Source organism: Paenibacillus sp. FSL F4-0100, assembly GCF_037993005.1.
GTDB lineage: Bacteria > Bacillota > Bacilli > Paenibacillales > Paenibacillaceae > Paenibacillus_AQ.
On sequence record NZ_CP150303.1, the window covers coordinates 3,409,730 to 3,428,381 of the forward strand.

At 48.4% G+C, this 18,652-nt stretch carries 15 protein-coding genes; 14 read left to right on the forward strand and 1 reads right to left on the reverse strand.

The window, feature by feature from the left end; translation table 11 throughout:
* Positions 1-148 precede the first annotated feature (148 nt).
* The 8 genes from MHH48_RS15500 to MHH48_RS15535 all read left to right on the forward strand — a co-directional run bounded on the left by MHH48_RS15500 (position 149) and on the right by MHH48_RS15535 (position 8,417).
* Positions 149-1,810: a hypothetical protein gene (locus MHH48_RS15500; RefSeq protein ID WP_076323189.1), complete on the forward strand. Its 1,662-nt coding sequence runs from the start codon at positions 149-151 to the stop codon at positions 1,808-1,810.
* Between the two features lie 28 nt (positions 1,811-1,838).
* On the forward strand, positions 1,839-2,510 hold the full coding sequence (locus MHH48_RS15505) for a bifunctional 2-keto-4-hydroxyglutarate aldolase/2-keto-3-deoxy-6-phosphogluconate aldolase (RefSeq protein WP_076323190.1): 672 nt from the start codon (positions 1,839-1,841) through the stop codon (positions 2,508-2,510).
* Positions 2,511-2,749: 239 nt separating this feature from the next.
* Positions 2,750-4,222, forward strand: coding sequence for a spore germination protein (locus MHH48_RS15510; RefSeq protein ID WP_076323191.1), 1,473 nt, complete (start codon positions 2,750-2,752; stop codon positions 4,220-4,222).
* A gap of 57 nt (positions 4,223-4,279) precedes the next feature.
* Positions 4,280-5,491: a Ger(x)C family spore germination protein gene (locus MHH48_RS15515; RefSeq protein WP_076323192.1), complete on the forward strand. Its 1,212-nt coding sequence runs from the start codon at positions 4,280-4,282 to the stop codon at positions 5,489-5,491.
* The gene (locus MHH48_RS15520) at positions 5,488-5,709 is read left to right on the forward strand and encodes a hypothetical protein (protein ID WP_076323193.1); all 222 of its coding nucleotides are present in this window, start codon (positions 5,488-5,490) and stop codon (positions 5,707-5,709) included. The genes MHH48_RS15515 and MHH48_RS15520 overlap by 4 nt, the downstream gene beginning before the upstream one ends.
* A 21-nt stretch (positions 5,710-5,730) precedes the next feature.
* Positions 5,731-6,825, forward strand: a complete 1,095-nt coding sequence (locus tag MHH48_RS15525) for an endospore germination permease (RefSeq protein ID WP_076323194.1) — start codon at positions 5,731-5,733, stop codon at positions 6,823-6,825.
* Positions 6,826-6,984: 159 nt separating this feature from the next.
* The gene (locus tag MHH48_RS15530) at positions 6,985-7,764 is read left to right on the forward strand and encodes a MerR family transcriptional regulator (RefSeq protein ID WP_076323195.1); all 780 of its coding nucleotides are present in this window, start codon (positions 6,985-6,987) and stop codon (positions 7,762-7,764) included.
* A complete protein-coding gene (locus tag MHH48_RS15535) occupies positions 7,761-8,417 on the forward strand; it encodes a GAP family protein (RefSeq protein ID WP_083659688.1) in 657 nt (218 codons plus the stop codon). The genes MHH48_RS15530 and MHH48_RS15535 overlap by 4 nt, the downstream gene beginning before the upstream one ends.
* Before the next feature lie 89 nt (positions 8,418-8,506).
* On the opposite strand, the gene MHH48_RS15540 is transcribed toward MHH48_RS15535, so the two are convergent.
* Positions 8,507-9,205 carry an aspartate/glutamate racemase family protein gene (locus MHH48_RS15540; protein ID WP_076323197.1) on the reverse strand — a complete coding sequence of 233 codons (699 nt, stop codon included), beginning with the start codon at positions 9,203-9,205 and terminating at the stop codon, positions 8,507-8,509.
* 219 nt (positions 9,206-9,424) lie between these two features.
* On the opposite strand from MHH48_RS15540, the gene metE reads away from it, so the two are divergent.
* From metE to MHH48_RS15570, 6 genes are all read left to right on the forward strand, one after another.
* Positions 9,425-11,713: a 5-methyltetrahydropteroyltriglutamate--homocysteine S-methyltransferase gene (metE, locus tag MHH48_RS15545; RefSeq protein WP_076323198.1), complete on the forward strand. Its 2,289-nt coding sequence runs from the start codon at positions 9,425-9,427 to the stop codon at positions 11,711-11,713.
* A gap of 328 nt (positions 11,714-12,041) precedes the next feature.
* Positions 12,042-13,478 (forward strand): N-acetylmuramoyl-L-alanine amidase, encoded by a 1,437-nt coding sequence (locus MHH48_RS15550; protein WP_076323199.1) that lies wholly within the window; start codon positions 12,042-12,044, stop codon positions 13,476-13,478.
* Positions 13,479-13,570: 92 nt separating this feature from the next.
* The gene (locus MHH48_RS15555; RefSeq protein WP_076323200.1) at positions 13,571-14,269 is read left to right on the forward strand and encodes a response regulator transcription factor; all 699 of its coding nucleotides are present in this window, start codon (positions 13,571-13,573) and stop codon (positions 14,267-14,269) included.
* A gap of 3 nt (positions 14,270-14,272) precedes the next feature.
* Positions 14,273-15,727, forward strand: a complete 1,455-nt coding sequence (locus tag MHH48_RS15560; RefSeq protein WP_076323201.1) for a HAMP domain-containing sensor histidine kinase — start codon at positions 14,273-14,275, stop codon at positions 15,725-15,727.
* Positions 15,724-16,938: a hypothetical protein gene (locus tag MHH48_RS15565; RefSeq protein WP_076323202.1), complete on the forward strand. Its 1,215-nt coding sequence runs from the start codon at positions 15,724-15,726 to the stop codon at positions 16,936-16,938. The genes MHH48_RS15560 and MHH48_RS15565 overlap by 4 nt, the downstream gene beginning before the upstream one ends.
* Positions 16,939-17,263: 325 nt before the next feature.
* Positions 17,264-18,652, forward strand: coding sequence for an extracellular solute-binding protein (locus tag MHH48_RS15570; RefSeq protein ID WP_076323203.1), 1,389 nt, complete (start codon positions 17,264-17,266; stop codon positions 18,650-18,652).

The following is an 18,652-nucleotide window of genomic DNA, read 5'->3' on the forward strand; positions in this document are numbered from 1 at the left end:
AGGCTTTGGTTTTTAAATATAGCTTCCCTTTTTGTTCATTTAGGTTTTTAATGTTTATATAGGTTCGAATTAGGTTTCTTTTGGTTCTTTTTTTATTCTGCATTATGTTGGGAAGCGGCTTTACCATCGGATTGGGAAAGGAGAACACATGAACGATTATAAAGAGAGAATGAACCGGATTGTTCGGAACGTTGCGGAACAAGCATGGAGGCAGCCTTTGCTATCCAGCGGGCTGTGGTTTCACAGAGATGTTCGTGATAACTTCTATTACGCTTCTTATCTGTTTGCAGCTTCGGTAGACTTCGAGAATGATCCGCAGTTCAACCGGCAGGAAGGTAAACGGTTGGCAGAGGAGGTTCTGGGTCGTGTGCTGCGGCTGCAGAACCGGGATGCGAAGAATCCCATGCACGGGCACTGGCCGCTGAACCTGGGGGCGAAGCCGGAAGAGGCGAGTCCGCATGCGCTGCCGGTGGAATTGATGGGAAGCTTGATGGTTTTTTTCCATCGCAAGTTTGAAAGTGAGATGAGCGAGGGCTTGGCCGCGGAGTTTGAAGCTACGCTGGAACACATCTACCAAGGAGGTTTTTTTCGCAAGCCCCTTACTGTGTGCAATCATCATGAGGCTAAATATACGGCAGCCAAGTTAATATTCGGCCAGCGCTTCCGCGATAAGGAACTCCTGGAGGACGGAAAACAAAGTCTTCGGGATACCCTGAGTCTGCTCCGCCGGGAAGGTATGGCTGAGTATGGGTGCCTGCCGTGGTTCTGGCATTGGACACAGGCGTTCACCTGCGCACTGGAATTGGCGGAGGAACCGGAATTGAAGCAGGAGCTGTATGAACTGTTAGATGAGCTGTGGAGCCTGCGCACGTCCTATTATTTGAAAGGGGCGTGGGTAGGAGCCCACTCCAGGGGATGGCCGCATGATGCGCCGAGGGATGCCAATGTGCTTCACGATTATGTCCAGTTCGGTGATTTCAGTCTCCCGGAGGAGATGCCGCGCACGGAGTATGCCGGATTTCTGTTCCACAAAGCTCCGGAAGCTAAACGACGCCTTGCCCTAAACCGAAGCGAACCGTCGGAAGTGCGTAAGGTTCTGATGAAATCGGTTGACGGCGAGATGAGGCAACTGCACTCCTATGCTTATGTGACAGAACATTATGCGGCGGGCGGATTGTGGGAGCGGGTTCGTGAGTTCGACAACGAGCAGCTGCGCTGGATGTTCAGCCTCCCAATTCGCGACGGCGGCAAGGCAAATCAGCTGTATTTTTTTCACCCGGGAGAGGGATATGATCCTTCTGGTGGCGATCCCCGCCACCAAAGCGAGTGGATGGAGGTGCTGTATCACAAAAATGTGGTGCTGGCACTGTATCCGCTGCCGGAACCAGCGGGTGCCGGCGGTGCGGAAATTGTCGGCGTTCTACCGGAAGGGGAATGGTTGTATGAGTCAGAAGCTTTGTACGGTAAAGTAGATGAGGTCTATTTTGCCGTACATTTTAGCCCCGGGACTACTTATGACATTAGGGAACAGTCCGGATATCATCAGGTCATTTGCCATGGCGCCGGAATGGCTCTCACCGTAGAAGCGGTGTCCGTTCGGGAAGCGGAGAACAAGGGGATCGGACAGCTGGCGGCGTTCGCACGGCAAATGTCCGAGCACAGGCCGGAGTTCAAGACAGACGGCGAGTTTGAGGTTGCATATACAGGATGGACGACGGAAGATCGACTCATTCTGAAGTATATGACTTCAGGGAACTTGGCGAGAACGATAAACGGAGCGGAGTGTACGTTTGAATGGTACTCTGTGTAGTTACCGAATAGAAAAGAGGAGTTTTAAGATGAAGAAACTGCAGCTGATTCAAAAAATCACGGAGGAAGGCGTGGTCGCGGTCCTGCGCGGCGAAACGCCGGAGCAGGTTGTGGAGATGGCCGAACAGGCGATTGCCGGCGGCATCAAAGTGATCGAGGTGACGATGACCGTACCGTTTGCGCTCCGGGCTATTGAAACGTTGTCGCGCAAATATTCATGGAACGCCGAAGATCCTTCCTCCTATGCCATCATCGGGGTAGGTACAGTGCTTGATCCGGAAACCGCGCGTGCTGCGATATTGAGCGGTGCCCAGTTTGTTGTTGGGCCGTGCCTGAGCAGAGACACCATGATGCTGTGCAATCGTTATCGGATTCCGGTCATGCCGGGGGTCATGACGATCAAGGAAATCCAGGAAGCACTGGAACTGGGGGCGGACATTGTTAAGCTGTTCCCTGGCAACCTGTATGATCCGTCGATGATCAAGGCGATCAAGGGCCCACTGCCGCAGGCGAATATTATGCCGACCGGTGGTGTCTCGCTCGATAACCTTGGCGAATGGATCAAAGCGGGGGCGATAGCCGTCGGTATTGGCTCGGATCTGACAAACGAAGCTTTGAAGCGTCAGGACTACAGCTTGATTGCCCAAAAAGCGGCCGCATACAAGCGAGCCTATCTGCAAGCTAAAGGTCTGACGCATTAACAATACTTTAAAGTGGTAGGAAATTTTGAGCAGATAACGCCTGTTGGGACTCCCTGAGTCTTCAAGAGGCGTTATTTGTTTTTTGAACGTTCATTCTGAATATCGAATGAACTTCAGTAGTCCGTATAAAAAGTATATTATATCCAACTGCGGGAACAGTAGAGGAAAAGATAAATGAAGGTCATTGAATTCCTTGTAAGGCAAAGCTGGCCATGAGGGAAAAACGAGGAGTCGTTTACATGACGAATAAAACCACACGAGATCATGTTTCACAAGAAAAATTGCCGGTTTCCATAGCGCAATTTATCGAAAATATGAAGAGTCGATTCGGGCAGAGCGGAGATATCATCTACAGAGAGTTAATTGTGGGGGCTATCCCCACAGTGATGGTCTATATTGAAGGGATGGGAGATCCCCGATTGCTAATAGAAGCGATTCATGCAGATTTACCTCCATTTATTGAATTTCCAAACCAGTCACCGGAAGTGCGCATGAAAATGCTCAAAGAACTCACGATCACGATGGGAAAAGTGGGAGAAGCCAGCACTTTTCAAGAAGTTGAAGGGAAATTGTTGTCCGGGAATACGATCATCTTTATGGATGGGACATCAACCTCACTGTACGTTGGTACTGAAGCACTGAAACAGCGCGGAGTTGAGGAAGCCAGCTCACAATCCGTAGTAAGAGGGCCGAGGGAAGGCTTTACCGAATCCCTTCGCGAGAATACGGCTCTAGTCCGGCGAAGAATTCAAAGTCCTAGGCTGCGTATTGAAGAAAGAACTGTAGGCGAGCACACCAATACGCTAGTGGCCGTGATGTACGTGGATGGATTATATGATATCGAAGTACTTGATGAGCTGCGCAGAAGATTGGATGAAATCAAACTAGACAGCGTTCTTGAGAGCAATTATATCGAGGAAATGATTCAGGATCATCGGTACAGCCCTTTTCCGACGGTATATAATTCAGAGCGGCCTGACGTCATTGCATCCGCTTTACTGGAAGGACGAATTGCTATTTTTGTGGAAGGAACGCCCTTTGTGCTGGTGGTTCCGGCGTTGTTCGTTCAGCTGTTTCAATCGAGCGAGGACTATTATCAGCGATGGGATTTTGCCAGTCTTGTTCGGCTTCTTCGATATCTATGCTTTGGAATAGCGCTCCTTACCCCCTCACTATATATTGCGATCACCACATTTCATCAGGAAATGCTGCCGACCAACTTGCTGACAAGCTTAATCGGCCAGCGTGAAGGGGTGCCCTTCCCCGCATTTATCGAAGCGCTGATCATGGAGATCACGTTCGAGATCCTGCGCGAGGCCGGCATTCGATTACCTAAATCGATCGGCCAATCCGTCTCCATCGTTGGTACTTTGGTCATCGGACAGGCCGCTGTCGAAGCGGGTCTCGTATCGGCCGCGATGGTTATCGTTGTGTCCATAACGGCGATTGCCAATTTTGCCCTACCATCTTTCAATATTGGAATATCGGTGCGGATTTTGCGATTTGGGCTAATGGGAATAGCAGCGTCGTTTGGATTGTACGGGATGATTATCGGCATGATTATAATTGGCCTTCACCTGTGCAGCCTGCAGTCCATGGGGGTTCCTTATATGTCTTCTTTTGCGCCTATACGATGGCGAAGTCAAAAGGATGCTTTGCTGCGAATGTCGCGTCACAGCATGAAGAAATATGTAACCAAATCCAAACCATGAGCCTTCTGTAAGTCATGACAGGGGTTCTTTATTTTAAGCAGAGGGGACAGATTATGTATGTTCAAAAGAAAAATACGATCAGTCCTGCTTATATTAAGTCTGGTGGTTTTCATATCTGGATGCTGGAGCAGAAAAGAACTGAATGAGCTTGCCGTCGTCATGGCACTTGGAATTGATACGCATGAGAATGGGTACGCCATTTCTGCTCAAGTGCTCAATTCCGCTGAGGCGGGCTCCAAAAAAGGCGGATCGACGGGGAGCCTTCCGGTCGTAACCTACAAGTCAGTCGGCAAAACCATCCCCGACGCCCTTCAGCGAACGTTAAGCATGGCACCTCGGATGCCGTATCTGTCCCACGTCCGCGTGTTGGTATTTGGAGAAGACATGGCCCGGTCAGGGGTCAGCGATGTGCTCGATTATATCTCCCGGAATCATCAGCTGCGATCGGATTTCTTCATGCTCGTTGCCAAGAACGGAAAGGCCTCAGAGATCCTGGAGGTCGTTACGCCATTCGAGTACGTTCCGGCGAATTCGCTCTATTCCTCGATTTTAATATCGGAAAAAAAATGGGCAGCAACGGGGAAAGTCACGATACAGCAGTTTGTGACGGAACTCAAACGCAACGGCTCAGACCCTGTATTATCCGGGGTCCAATTAAGCGGCAGTTTAGCCGAAGGACAGTCTATGGAGAATGTCAAGAAAATCAACCCTTCAACGCTTCTTCAACATACGGGACTCGGCGTGTTTAAAGGGGACCGGCTAGTAGGATGGCTGGGGGAACCGCCCAGCAAGACCGTCAATTATGTCCTCAATAAAGTCGACACTACAGCGGGATATATTTCATGTCCGGATAGCGGCATTGTCGGGTTCGCGGTGAATCGGGCAGACACAACGCTTGATGTTGCGCTCAATGCGGAGGGGATTCCCGAATTTTCAGCCGAATTGGAGATCGAGGCCGACGTGAATGCCGTTCAATGTCAGATTGATATCAGTCAACCAGCCGTCATAGACGAATTAGAGAAGGATATCGAGGATAAATATAATGCAAATATTCGGAAGCACATCGGGCTGGTACAGCAGCGTTATGGATCCGATGTTTTTGGATTCGGCGAGGTGCTGCACCGAAAATATCCGAACGTTTGGAAAAAATACCGGGATCATTGGGGAAAAAGCTTTAAAACGATGAGCATCCGCGTGGATGCCGATGTAGCGATCCGGCGGATCGGATCCATCATACAACCCTTAAATCGGGAGGTCGATGAGCCGTGAATTGGCATTGGTTGTTGATATTGTTCTTGTTCATCGTGTTCGTTACGGAAACCCGGCATCTTCTGCAACTGCGCTCCCTCAGGGACATGATCGTGTTCTATACGGTGTGGGGAGTCACATTGCTGGCCTTGATAGGGGATATGATGGAGGTGCCTTATCTAAGACCACTGGATTGGATCGGTGCCATCATGCAACCGCTGAACAGGTTGATCTCATAATGAAGAAGGGTGTGGTAACACGTGATCAAATACAAGGATATCGCCGCACGACAATTCTTTATACTGGCCTTCGGCTTGACCATCGGAACCTCAATCCTGGTTACCCCCTCCGGGTTAGCACATACTGCAAGGGAAGATGCGTGGTTGGCCTCCCTCTTCAGTATCTTCATTAATCTCCTTATGGTTGTGCTGTACATAGCCATCGCGCGTGTCTATCCAGGTCAAACGATCTTCGAGATCCATGAGAAGGTTTTGGGGAAGCTGCTGGGAAAGATTCTCTCGCTGCTCTACCTTTTTTATTTTTTGATTCTTACAGGCACTTTGCTTGGCAACTTGGGTTTTTTCCTGAGCAGCGAAATGATGCCGGAGACGCCGATCGAAGCTATTCAAATCTTGTTCTTGATCGCGGCCGTCATGTGCGCCAGGATGGGCATCATAATCTTGGCCCGGGTTGGTGAATTGATGTTTCCGTGGATCATATTTCTGTTTATGGTCCTTGTCCTCTCACTCATTCCCCAGATCGATTGGAACCATATCAAACCTATGCTTGAGGAAGGCTGGATGCCTGTTGCCAAGGCCGGATTCCATGCTTCCATGTTTCAGGAACTGATTGTGCTGATGGTATTCCTGCCTCTGGTCAAGGGGGAGAAAAAAGGGGAGAGGGCGTTGATGGGGGGAGCCGCTGCAGGCGGGTTCGTGCTCAGCATGACCGTTCTGCTCAGTGTGCTGATTCTGGGAATCGAACAGACAGAGAATAGCACGTTTCCGGCATTTGCTCTCGCGAAGACGATTAACCTAGGAAACTTCTTTCAACGTGTGGAAGGCATATTGATTACGCTTTGGATCCTGACTTTTTTTATCAAAATCTCTCTATTGTATCTTTCCATTCTTCAAGGTATAAAGACCGTGTTCGGACTGAAGGAACAGAATCCGCTAATCTATCCGTTGGCCGTGCTGTTTGTAATCGTGGCCTGGAATACATACATCAACACCGTCTATGTTGCTGATATCATTCAGAATGTATGGTCGAGCTACGCCCTTCTCCACTTGTTGGTGATTCCCATGGGTCTTTATCTGATCGGGTTAACCAGAACGAAAATCTTCAAATTGAAGTGAATTTCAGTATGTGTTTGAACAAGCCCGATAGCTCGGGCTTTTTTTGTCGCCTGCTGCATCGAATCACAATTGTACTAATATTTTTCGTTAAAAAGCTTGAAAGTGACGTAACGTCATCTTATATACTGAAGGTATCAGAGAGAATTAAGAAAGCAGGTGATGAAGTCGATTCCCATTCAAGAATTGTCTAAACAGACGGGTATTACGGTAAGAACGCTGCGCTATTATGACCAGATTGGCCTTCTGATTCCTGTCGCCAAAACACCGGGCAAACATCGTATATACAGTGATGATGAATTAAAGAAGCTGCAGCAAATACAGTTTCTCAAAAGGCTGGGCTTCAGTTTGCAAGAAATATCGGATATGATTTCAAACTCGGAATGGAACTGGTCCACCGGTTTGATGAATCAGTTGGACTTTGTTTTGAACGAACAAAAAAAGCTGGACCAGATGGAATCGGCGCTGCGAGCTGTGCTTCATAGCATTGCGGTGGAAGGTGAGACAAGCTGGGATGTCATTCAGAAATTAATTCACCTCTCCGGAAGAGACCCATCGTTAAAACACTCGTTCCGGCAGCAAATGTTTGAGAAGCGTGAAGTGGAGTTGCTAAGTCTACTCCCTAATATGAACAGCACGGATCCCGACTCTCTCGAGTGGATTGCTCTGTTGGGACAGCTCAAAAGGCGGATGCAGGACGGACCCGACTCACCGGATGTACAACGAATTGTACGGAGGATGGATGAGAAACGACTGGAGGTATTTGAAGATGAAGATCCCTTCGTAGATAAGCTGTGGGAAATCCGTAAATCTCCGGCGCAGTCCGAGCAGATGGGGTTATATCCCATCGAGGATGAACTTCTTCAATTCATGGAACAAGCGTTTGAGATTTATGTGTTATACAAAGACAAAGAACAAATTGAAGAGAGGGAGACATCTTGACGCTGGAATTGCTGCTCTCCATTGGAGCCTTATCACTCTTGGACACGCTAAGTCCAGCCACGCTTGGCGTAACAGTGTATCTGCTCTTGACCGAACGGGACCGGCTAATCCCACGTTTATTCATTTATTTATTCACAGTGGCGGGTTTCTACTTCCTGGTAGGAGCTGCACTTATGCTGGGCTTGGATGCTGTTCTGCAATCCGTAACCGGCATCTTTCAGAATCGAGCGGTCAGTTGGGTCATGGCCGTGGTAGGCGGAATCCTGTTTGTCGCCAGCTTCTTTATCCCTACGAAAAAAACGTCCGAGCCGCGCCGTCCAAGATCCAAAAGCTTCGGGGCTATGATCGGACTTGGGTTCACGACTGCTCTGCTGGAGGTAGCAACAGCCCTTCCGTATTTTGCGGCAATCGGACTCATGACAAAGGCGCAGTTGACTACGGTTCAATGGATGCCCATCCTGGCTGCATACAATATCGTGATGGTGCTGCCTCCATTGATATTGCTCGGATTACACCTCGTATTAGGCCGGATGATGCAGCGTCCGCTGGAGAAGCTGCGACTGAGAATCGCCAAGAGCTCCGGATCGATTCTGTCATGGGTGTTGTGCATTGCCGGGCTGATCCTGGTGCTGAACAGCATTGATAACTTGTAAAGATATCCGATTTTGAATTGAAAACTCGCTAGGTGTGAGGGGGCCGTGAATCGTCGGCAACCTCTCCCAAAATCGGGAGAGTCAGCCCATTAAGAGTCAGCTTGGAGCGATTTATGTACAGCTTCAGTGGCATGTATGAAGGTTGTATCAAACAGAGGAACTATGGAATCCTGGGGTTTTATTAATAATCCGATCTCGGTGCAGCCTAGAATAATTCCTTCGGCTCCATCTTGAATTAGCCGTTCAATGACTTCTTTATAATAAGCTTTTGAATCCGATTGGATGTTGCCTAGACATAATTCCTCATATATCACTTTATTTACGATCTCTCGATCTTGTTTATTGGGGATGAGCACTTTGATATGATTAGATTCTAATCTTTGCTTGTAAAAATGCTGCTCCATGGTATATCTGGTTCCGAGCAAGCCTACCGTACGAATCCCATGCTCATGGATTTGATTAGCCGTGGCATCGGCAATGTGCAGCACAGGGATGCTTATTTTTTCTTCTATTTCCTCTAGTACCATGTGCATCGTATTGGAACATATCAGTACAAAATCGGCACCGCCTTTTTCTAAAGAAAGTGCAGCCTCACCCAATGTTTCACCGGCTTTTTTCCAATTTCCCTCGGATTGATAGCGTTCAATCTCTGCAAAGTTCACGCTGTACATCAGGCATTTGGCCGAGTGGAGGCCACCCAGGCGGCTTCTCACCTGCTCATTTATCATTCTGTAGTATTCAATGGAGGATTCCCAGCTCATTCCTCCGATAAGTCCAATCGTCTTCATAGATAAGCTCCTTTACAATCCTAAGTAATCTCATTATAGAGTATTATGAAAAAAACGTGTTAATCTCGCGTTTTTTTGTATTGGCGTATAACAAGATTACATATACACCTTTCTTGCTATAGCCATAGGCTATAACTAGATATAGCTTATATGAGTTACACTATACCGATTAATACATGGTATCTTTCTTGTAACAATTTGTATAGGAGTGTTACATAGATGGCAAAAAGCAGTGTACTGGGATATCCGCGTATTGGCGCTGATCGGGAATGGAAAAAAGCCCTGGAAGCATTCTGGGCAGGCAAGCTTGATGAATCGGAGTTTCACCGGCAGCTGCAGGAGATTCGGTTGAATCATTTACGGAAGCAGCAGGAGAGCGGGATCGATCTTATTGCGGTTAATGATTTTAGTTATTACGATCAAGTTTTGGATACGGCAACGATGTTCGGTATCGTACCGAAGCGCTTCTCTTATGAGGGCGGTGTTGTGCCATTGTCTGTATATTATGGTATTGCACGCGGAACGAAGGATGCTACAGCAAGTGAAATGACCAAGTGGTTTAACACCAATTATCATTATATCGTGCCTGAATTGGATGGGGCTGCACCAGTTCTTACGGAGAACAGACCGCTGGCAGCCTATCGGGAGGCTAAGGAGAAGCTCGGCATTGAAGGCAAGCCGGTTATTGTCGGTCCGCTAACCTTCTTGAAATTGTCCAAAGGGTACCAGCCGTCGGAGACGGATGCCTGGCTGGAAAAATTGCTGCCGCTCTACGTACAGATTCTCCAGGAGCTTGCCCAAGAAGGCGTTCAATGGGTCCAGATTGATGAGCCGATCCTCGTGACGAAATTAAGCGATGCGGATCTTAAGCGGTTAACCAGCATTTATGAAACGTTTGCGGCTTCGGCACCCGGCCTAAACATCATGCTGCAAACCTATTTCGAATCGGTGGAAAACTACCAGGATATCATCCAGCTTCCGGTTAGCGGCATCGGACTTGACCTGGTCCACGGATACCAAGGCAATGTGCAAGCCATTAAACAATCAGGGTTTCCTGCGAATAAGGTGCTTGGCGCCGGCATGATTGACGGACGCGGCATTTGGAAGGCATCGCTTCGCGAGAAGCTGTCGCAATTGGAAGAGCTGACGAAATATGTAGCCACTGAACGGTTGATCGTTCAATCTTCGTGCAGCTTGCTGCATGTTCCGGTGACAGTGAGCAGCGAAACGAAACTGCAGCCTGAACTAAAAGGGGCACTCGCCTTTGCAGATGAGAAGCTGAATGAGCTGGTTCTTTTGACGAAAGCAATCTCCACAGGCACAGCCCGGATTGCCAAGGAACTGGAAGAATGCGATGCTGCCCTTCAGGCGCTTAAACAATCCGAAGAGCGCAATCGACATGACATTCAGCAGGCAGTTGCCGAGATTAGTGTGCAGAATCCAGTTCGCAGTCTGCCGTTCGCGGAGCGTCATGTCGCTCAACAGAATAAGTGGCAGCTGCCGATTTTTCCGACCACGACGATCGGCAGCTTCCCTCAGTCAGCCGAGGTGCGCAAGGCACGCCAGGCGTGGCGCAAGGGAGAATGGAATCATGAGCAGTATGAGCGCTTCATTCAGGAGCAAATCGATATTTGGATCAAGCTGCAGGAAGAGATCGGCCTGGATGTGCTTGTGCATGGAGAGTTCGAAAGAACGGATATGGTTGAATTTTTCGGTGAGAAGCTTGGTGGCTTTGCCTTCACTCAATATGGATGGGTTCAGTCCTACGGCTCACGCTGCGTGAAACCGCCTGTAATATTCGGGGATGTCGCATTCGAGAAACCGATGACGGTGGAGGAAACGAAATATGCACAGTCGAAGACTAACCGCCCCGTGAAAGGGATGCTAACTGGCCCGATCACAATCATGAACTGGTCGTTCGTCCGCGAAGACATCTCTCGGGAACAGATTGCCTATCAATTGGCTTATGCCCTAAGACAAGAAGTAGAGGCGCTGGAGCAGGCGGGCATCGGGATGATTCAGGTCGATGAGCCTGCGGTGCGCGAAGGGCTGCCGCTCAAGGAGGAAGATCAAGCGGAGTATCTCGCTTGGGCTGTTAAAGCCTTCCGTATGACCACATGCACGGTACAGCCGACCACGCAAATTCATACGCATATGTGTTATTGCGAGTTCCATGACATGATCGATTCGATTGAGGCGATGGATGCCGATGTCATCTCGATTGAAACTTCGCGCAGTCATGGCGAGCTGATTCACAGCTTCGAAGTCAATACCTACAGATTAGGGATTGGCCTTGGCGTGTACGATATCCACAGTCCGCGGGTACCTCGAGTGGAAGAGATGACAAGCATGATCGAGCGTGCACTGCGGGTCCTGGATCCGAAGCTGTTCTGGATCAACCCGGACTGCGGTCTCAAAACACGCGGTAAGGAAGAGACGGTCGCATCCCTCCGTAACATGGTTCAAGCCACGGAGATCGCCCGTTCGTCCTATTCGCTAAACGTGTAACCGTAGATCTGACTTGTTGTCAGAGTGGGCAGAGTTATGAATAGTTAAGATAGGAGCAGGCTGCGTCGGCAGCCTGCTCCTTTTTTTGTTACCCATGCCAGATATAATGGTGCGTACAGATGTAGAACGGAACTATATGAAAGATTTGGCTATAAGGAGGATCGTAAGGATGCGATTGACGTCTATATGTCTATGAAAGCCTCCTGTCATTTACATAGAGTAGAGTTGGACACAAGTTGTTGACATCTTGGTAAAATCGTTATCACATCCGGCGATTATATTCTTCTTATGGAATCGTATTTAGCACGATCCCTAAGAAGGAGGAACCATGATCTATCACAAAAAACGCAAGAAGTTTACCAGAGTCTTCTTTATTCTATTCATTGCAATCCTATTTATTGTCGGCTTCAAATTGGCATGGCACGTCGGTTCATCAACGGTGGAGTTGGTGCCGGCATCATCTGCTAGACTTGCAGAGACCTATAGGACGCTTCCTGCTGTGCCTAATCCAAATAAAACGTATCGAATCGTAATCGATCCCGGTCATGGGGGAAAAGATCCGGGAGCTACCGGAGTAAGCGGTGCATATGAGAAAGCGTTCAATCTATCTCTTGCCGGGCGGGTTGTTGACCTCCTGGAGGAGGACCCTTTGTTTGAACCTCTCTTGACACGTTCGGATGATCAATTCGTTGAATTGGATGAACGGGCAGCCAAGGCGAATGATTGGAATGCGGATGTGATGATTTCCATTCATGGCAATACCTATACGGACCCCATGACATCGGGTACGGAAACCTTGTACCGACACGAGGACAGCATCCCCTTGGCCCAAACCCTTCAGGAGCATTTGGTGAAGGGAATTGGCCTTCGTGATCGCGGGATCAAGGAAGAACAGTTAAAAGTGCTATCTACGCCCACGATGCCGGCAGTGCTTATCGAAGTTGGATATCTCACCAATGCGGAGGATGAGCGTTTCCTGCTGAGCAATGAAGGTCAAGATCTTGCCGCACAAGCTATTGTTGATGGGCTCAAGGACTATTTTGCGGAATCGCAGGAACTCTCGCTTGGACACCAAGCAAACGGTGAATCAGTTGAAAGATCACCCGGCACTCCGCAAAGCGGGAATCAGTCTATGGAGAAAAAGGTGTATTTTAATGGATCAGCCCAGGACGGTAAACAGGTCGCACTTACATTCGATGATGGACCGGATGCCATTGTTACGCCCAAAATCCTTGATATCCTGAAGGAAAACGATATTAAAGCCACCTTTTTCATTCTAGGAAACCGGGCTGAAGCCCATCCTGAGACTGTGCGGAGGATTAAAGAGGAAGGTCATGCCATAGGAAATCATTCCTGGTCACATCCCAACTTTACAGAATTATCGATGGAGGAAGCGCTGAATCAGGTGAAGAATACGCAGGATGAACTGAACGACATTATCGGCTATCGTCCATCCTTGTTTCGGCCGCCTTATGGCGCTTTGGATGAGGACAAAGAGGAGGCCATACAAAATATGGATTTAGCGATCGTGAACTGGTCCGTGGACACGATGGATTGGTCAGGTCTGCCCGCACAGGAGATCATGGGAATCATCCACAAGCAGTTGAAGCCTGGAGGCATCATTCTTCAGCATACCGCAAACGGCAAGAACCATCTTGCCAACACGCTGGAGGCACTGGAGCTGTTAATACCGGATTTGAAAGATCAAGGCTACTCATTCGTAACGGTCCCGGAACTGCTGCATTTGCCTGAATCGCAGTCTTAGTAAGCCTGTAACGGATCAGACTTATCATTTGTCAACGGTATATGCTAAAATCGATTCATCAAATAGGCCTATGGAATAAGAATGGAGACTTCATGAAAAAAACAAAAATTCTCATAATCGAAGATGAGGGGCCGATTGCCGACTTGCTTGCCTATGGTCTCAACATGGAGGGTTTCGAAACCCGTATTGCGGCCAGCGGAGCTACGGGCTTAAGGGAGCTTGAGTCATTCAATCCCGATCTGCTCCTTCTGGATTGGATGCTGCCGGACCAAAGCGGACTCGATATATGCAAAAAAGTAACCGCGAACTTCAACATCCCCATATTCATGATTACGGCTAAATCTGATATTACGGATAAAGTGCTCGGACTTGAATTTGGTGCCGATGACTATATCACAAAGCCGTTTGATTTACGGGAGGTTGTTGCCCGAATTCGTACGATTCTCCGGCGGCTGGACCAAGCGAATCACGGGGATAGGGAAGTGGCTCAGGAGGCCGTGATCCGTGTTAAAGGCATCGAGATCGTAACGGAGGAGCGACTGGTCAAGAAAGACGGAAGGCTGGTTGATCTAACACCGAAGGAATTTGATCTGCTCATGACCTTGTACGGTCACCGGGGGAAGATTTACACGCGTTCGGAACTGCTGGATTTGGTCTGGGGTTATGATTTTATTGGGGATACGCGGACCGTGGATACGCATATTCAAAGGCTCCGCAAAAAGCTGGATGCCAGCGATTTGATCACAACTGTATTCGGCATCGGTTATAAATTCGAGAAGCAGGCGGAATAAGAGATGATCCGGACCATCAGAGCCAAGTTTATTGTTGGTTTTTTTCTGATCTTCTGCCTCTCGTTCCTCGTACTCAATCAGACCGTGAAGGAGATCATTCGGACAAGCAATCAGGAGATCGTAACGTCGGATCTGGTCGGACTCAAAAACAACAGCAATATATACGTAAGGCAAGCATTTCTTATTAACCATTTCACGAACAATAAGCTTTATTTCGGACAGATGGCCGAGGAAATGGTGAATGATTTGAATCATGCGACATCAAGCCATGTTAGTGCTTACACCGTAGATGGCAAGTTATTGTTCTCATCAGACCAGAGAGAGTTCTCTGGACAGTCGGACGAGGATCTCCGGCAAGCGATCGAGGGTAAAACGGCTTATACCATCACTTATGGCCGGAATAGCGGAACCGTTCTATATTCATACCCGGTTATCATCGATGGAGTGAAGGTGGGCATCTTGAGATTTACCAAAGATTTCACCCTGCTCTATGAACAAAGCGGGCGCATCATGGACATCATTTTCTACATCGCGCTCGCTATATTTGGAGCGGCATTCCTATTCTCCTATATGCTATCCCGGCATATCACCATTCCATTAGTGAAGCTGACCCGAGCTTCCACGGAAGTGAAGAACGGGAATCTCGATGTTCGAATCCCGTTCCGGCGAAGAGATGAAATTGGCGAGCTGGCTCTGAATTTCAATGACATGATTGACCGGATCGGAAGCCAGATTTCCACGATTGAGGGTGATCGGGATCGCCTTCAGGAGCTTAACGATCAGGAAAAACGTTTTTTCGACAATGTCACCCATGAGCTTAAGACGCCACTGACGTCCATTCTTGGTTATGCCGAGATTATTCGGGAGAAAGGGGATGACGACCGGGAGTTCTTCGATAAGGGCATGAATCACATTGTTGAAGAGAGCCGGCGGCTGCATAACATGGTGCTAAGGCTGCTGGAAGTATCCCGCAGAGCTTCGGACGACCGTGAATTCGAAAAGGTGGATGCGGGTCAAATTTTGCACGACGTTAGCGATTCCATGTCCTTCCGTGCCAAGCGTTATAAGAAGCGCATCATCTGCCAGACGGATGAACATTTGTATGTAAACGGACAACCGGACAGGCTGCGCCAGCTGTTCATCAACCTGCTGGACAATGCGATCAAATACAGCTCTCCCCAATCGGAGATTTCTGCTAAGGCCGAACTGGACTCCGGACTCGTTCGCTTTATTTTCGACAATCCGGGTGAACCGATCCCACCTGACCAGCTTGAGCACCTGTTTCAGCCGTTCTATTCGGCGGGCCATAAGTTCATGGAAGAAGGCAGTGTCGGTCTGGGTCTCAGTATCGCCAAATCGATCGTCGACGACCATGGAGGGACCATCCGCCTAGTCAGCCGGGACGGGCAGATCATGGTTTACGTGGAACTACCTTACTTCAGGGAGGAGAGATCATGATGATACGGAAACGATTTGCAGGTTTGTCCGTGCTGCTTGCAATCATCCTCCTCTTGTCCGGATGTGAGGGAGGTCTGCGGTCGGAGACCATCGTTATTCCGAGCTCGGAAGATGAGCAAGTTGCCGATTCGGGCAGCGCCCCATTCCAAGTAAAAACGATATACCGTCTTCCGATTTCGGACACGAAGGACGATCAATTGCTTGGTTGGGAGGATTCAGGATCCGTTCTCGGTCTTTTTCAGGCCCCCGACTCAAAGATGCGCTTGTCGCAATATCTGCTGCAGCGGCTTTCACCGCCGTATGAAAAATTCGAGACGCTGCAAGGCGTGGACGCTGATCATTGGAATCTCGAACTGTCGCCAAACGGCAAATATATCGCCGGTATTAAGAAGACAAAGGACGGCAATGTATTGAAGTTGATATCGCTTTCTGATGGACGGGAAACCATCATGGCCACCATAAAGCCCCGTCATGATCTGCTCCTGACAGAGCTCACTTGGTCGGATAACAGCAGATACATCTCTTATCTCGTCACAGACGTCGCTACAGATGTCGCTTCAGGCCCCGTCAGTGGACAAACCGATGTGGGTGTCGCCACAAACCCCGTTGTCAAAATGGCCGTATATGACACAACCGCCCGGCAAGTCAAGGTCTATCCGCTGAAGGGCCTCCGAAACACAGGCAGCGTCTCCGAGGTGAAAATGTCGGACGATGGACAAAGCGCACTGATTGTGGTGCAAAATGAACGGACCATTAGTATCAGCATGGGGACGATAAACGGAAGCAGCTTTCATATCGAATACGAGCATCAGGCGGGCGGTGATCAGATGGCATGGCTTAATAAAGATCAGTTTGTTTTCCTTGGAACGGAAGGCGAGATCTATGAGTACGATCGACGAAACATGGCTCTCTCTGTCCTGCTGGAGAAGGTTCTTAGCTTTCAATTATCGCAAGACAGGAAGTATATTGCTTATTCCCAGAAAGACGACAACGATACAATCTCAATTTTTGCAGGAAAGCTTCAAGGAAACAACGTCCTGTACAAAGAATCGGTCTATCAGGGCGTCTTCCCGTCGGTAATGTATTGGAGTCCGCATAATGACAGTCTTCTGGTAAATGGGCGAAAAATATATTCCACTTCAAGACAACAAACGAATCCGGAGCCAAGTATCGTCTCGTATAATCAACCGTTTATTATAAAGTTTCAATAGCTAACCTAACCCTTCAAAGTGGATAGTAACCTTATTTGCGGCAGACTGAACGAAATATCGTTCAGTCTGCCGTCTTTTTTTAAGATATTAGCATTTATATGTTTGTGGGGTTATTTCAGAGACAATTTGTTTACAAGTAGGTGAAGTTTCGGAGACATCTTTACTTTATATTTGGAAAAGTCAGCGAAGATAGTTTCAATTCTTTTTACAAGGATCGTCTTCACGGATGACAAGGGGGCTTCCCGGAGGGTGGAAGGCTATTCCATGAACGAATGGCTGGCCACGCTGCTTAAGGAAGTTAACGGTAAAGAAAGGTGGTTCATTGATGAAGAAAATAGGCTGGATATGGATTTGTCTAATCCTCTGTCTCTCCGCCTGCAGTGGAGCTCAGGGAAACAAAGACGAAATGGCAATGAAAGGAGCGACAGCGGCGCAAGACGGAAATACGAAAGAAAGTGTGGATTCAAAAGGACATGTGAAGCTTGTGTTCTCGACTTTTTATCTGAGCAATTACATGCAGACGGCTGTGAAGAAGTATGAGAAACTGCATCCCAACATCGAGATTGAGCTGCAGGCTACACCTTCTGAGGGGAAGGATCTCGACGAGGTATCTGCAAATATTGAAAAATTCGTTACCTCCTCGAACACATCCATCTTGGCCGGCAAAGGTCCCGATCTGATTGAGCTTGATATGCTCCCGGCAGATAAATATGTAAGCCGTCATCTGCTTGTCAATCTAAGCGACATGATGGAGAAGGATTCATCGCTTCAGACGAAAGATTATTTCACCAACATCTTGGACAACTCGAAGATTGACGGGGGACTTTACTGGATGCCGCTTTATTTCTCCCTTGCCGGTTTGATTGGCGATGAGGATGCCCTCGGAAAGAGCGGAGTCAAGATCGATGACAGCAGTTGGACATGGAGCGATTTTACGGATATTGCCAAGCAATTGACACAGAAAGGTGAGTACAAGAATGTGCTCATTAGCGAACCGCATTATATGCTGAGCGAGATGGTCGCTGAAAACTACCGCCAGCTCGTCACAGAAGGAAACGGGAAAGCCAATTTCGATTCGGTGCGCTTTGCCGGGTTAATGCAGCAGATCAAAACGATGTTCGATGATGGCTTGCTTTACGACATGGTTACAGATGGCGGTGGCAGAGGCAGCGAAGCTACCAGGAATGCGAAAGCTTATTTCAACGAAGAAACCATCAGTTCCCTCCGAGGGTATCTGTTGAACAATTTCGCCGAGCATACCAAGCTGTATGCCAAACCGCATCCGCAAGATGTGGGGGCTGGAGGTTATTTTAAAAACTCTGGAATGATCGGGATTAACGCAAGCTCGCCTCATAAGAAAGAAGCCTGGGATTTTATCAAATTTCTCATAGAGGATGAGGCGCAGTCTTATACCGATGTGTATGATCAAAGCCCTGGTTTTCCAATTAACAGAATTGCCTACGAAAAACAGCTGAAGCAGCTTAAAGACGAAGGAACGATTCATGAGGCTGATCTTCCCGCGGTCAAGGTTGACAATGCATCGCTGGACCAACTGGACGCCTATATTACGGGAGCCGTTCATTCCATCGAGAAACAGTCCAAGATTGATGAGATCATTTCCAATGAATCAAAGTCTTTCTTCAGCGGACAGAAATCAGCGGACAATGTCGCGAAACAAGTTCAGAACAAGATCAATCTATATCTCAACGAATGA

Coding starts and splice junctions, on each gene's coding strand:
- MHH48_RS15500 (WP_076323189.1), top strand. CDS start 149: ATGAACGATTATAAAGAGAGAATGAACCGGATTGTTCGGAACGTTGCG.
- metE (WP_076323198.1), top strand. CDS start 9,425: ATGGCAAAAAGCAGTGTACTGGGATATCCGCGTATTGGCGCTGATCGG.
- MHH48_RS15565 (WP_076323202.1), top strand. CDS start 15,724: ATGATGATACGGAAACGATTTGCAGGTTTGTCCGTGCTGCTTGCAATC.
- MHH48_RS15540 (WP_076323197.1), bottom strand. CDS start 9,205: ATGAAGACGATTGGACTTATCGGAGGAATGAGCTGGGAATCCTCCATT.
- MHH48_RS15505 (WP_076323190.1), top strand. CDS start 1,839: ATGAAGAAACTGCAGCTGATTCAAAAAATCACGGAGGAAGGCGTGGTC.
- MHH48_RS15550 (WP_076323199.1), top strand. CDS start 12,042: ATGATCTATCACAAAAAACGCAAGAAGTTTACCAGAGTCTTCTTTATT.
- MHH48_RS15510 (WP_076323191.1), top strand. CDS start 2,750: ATGACGAATAAAACCACACGAGATCATGTTTCACAAGAAAAATTGCCG.
- MHH48_RS15570 (WP_076323203.1), top strand. CDS start 17,264: ATGAAGAAAATAGGCTGGATATGGATTTGTCTAATCCTCTGTCTCTCC.
- MHH48_RS15560 (WP_076323201.1), top strand. CDS start 14,273: ATGATCCGGACCATCAGAGCCAAGTTTATTGTTGGTTTTTTTCTGATC.
- MHH48_RS15555 (WP_076323200.1), top strand. CDS start 13,571: ATGAAAAAAACAAAAATTCTCATAATCGAAGATGAGGGGCCGATTGCC.
- MHH48_RS15530 (WP_076323195.1), top strand. CDS start 6,985: ATGAAGTCGATTCCCATTCAAGAATTGTCTAAACAGACGGGTATTACG.
- MHH48_RS15515 (WP_076323192.1), top strand. CDS start 4,280: ATGTTCAAAAGAAAAATACGATCAGTCCTGCTTATATTAAGTCTGGTG.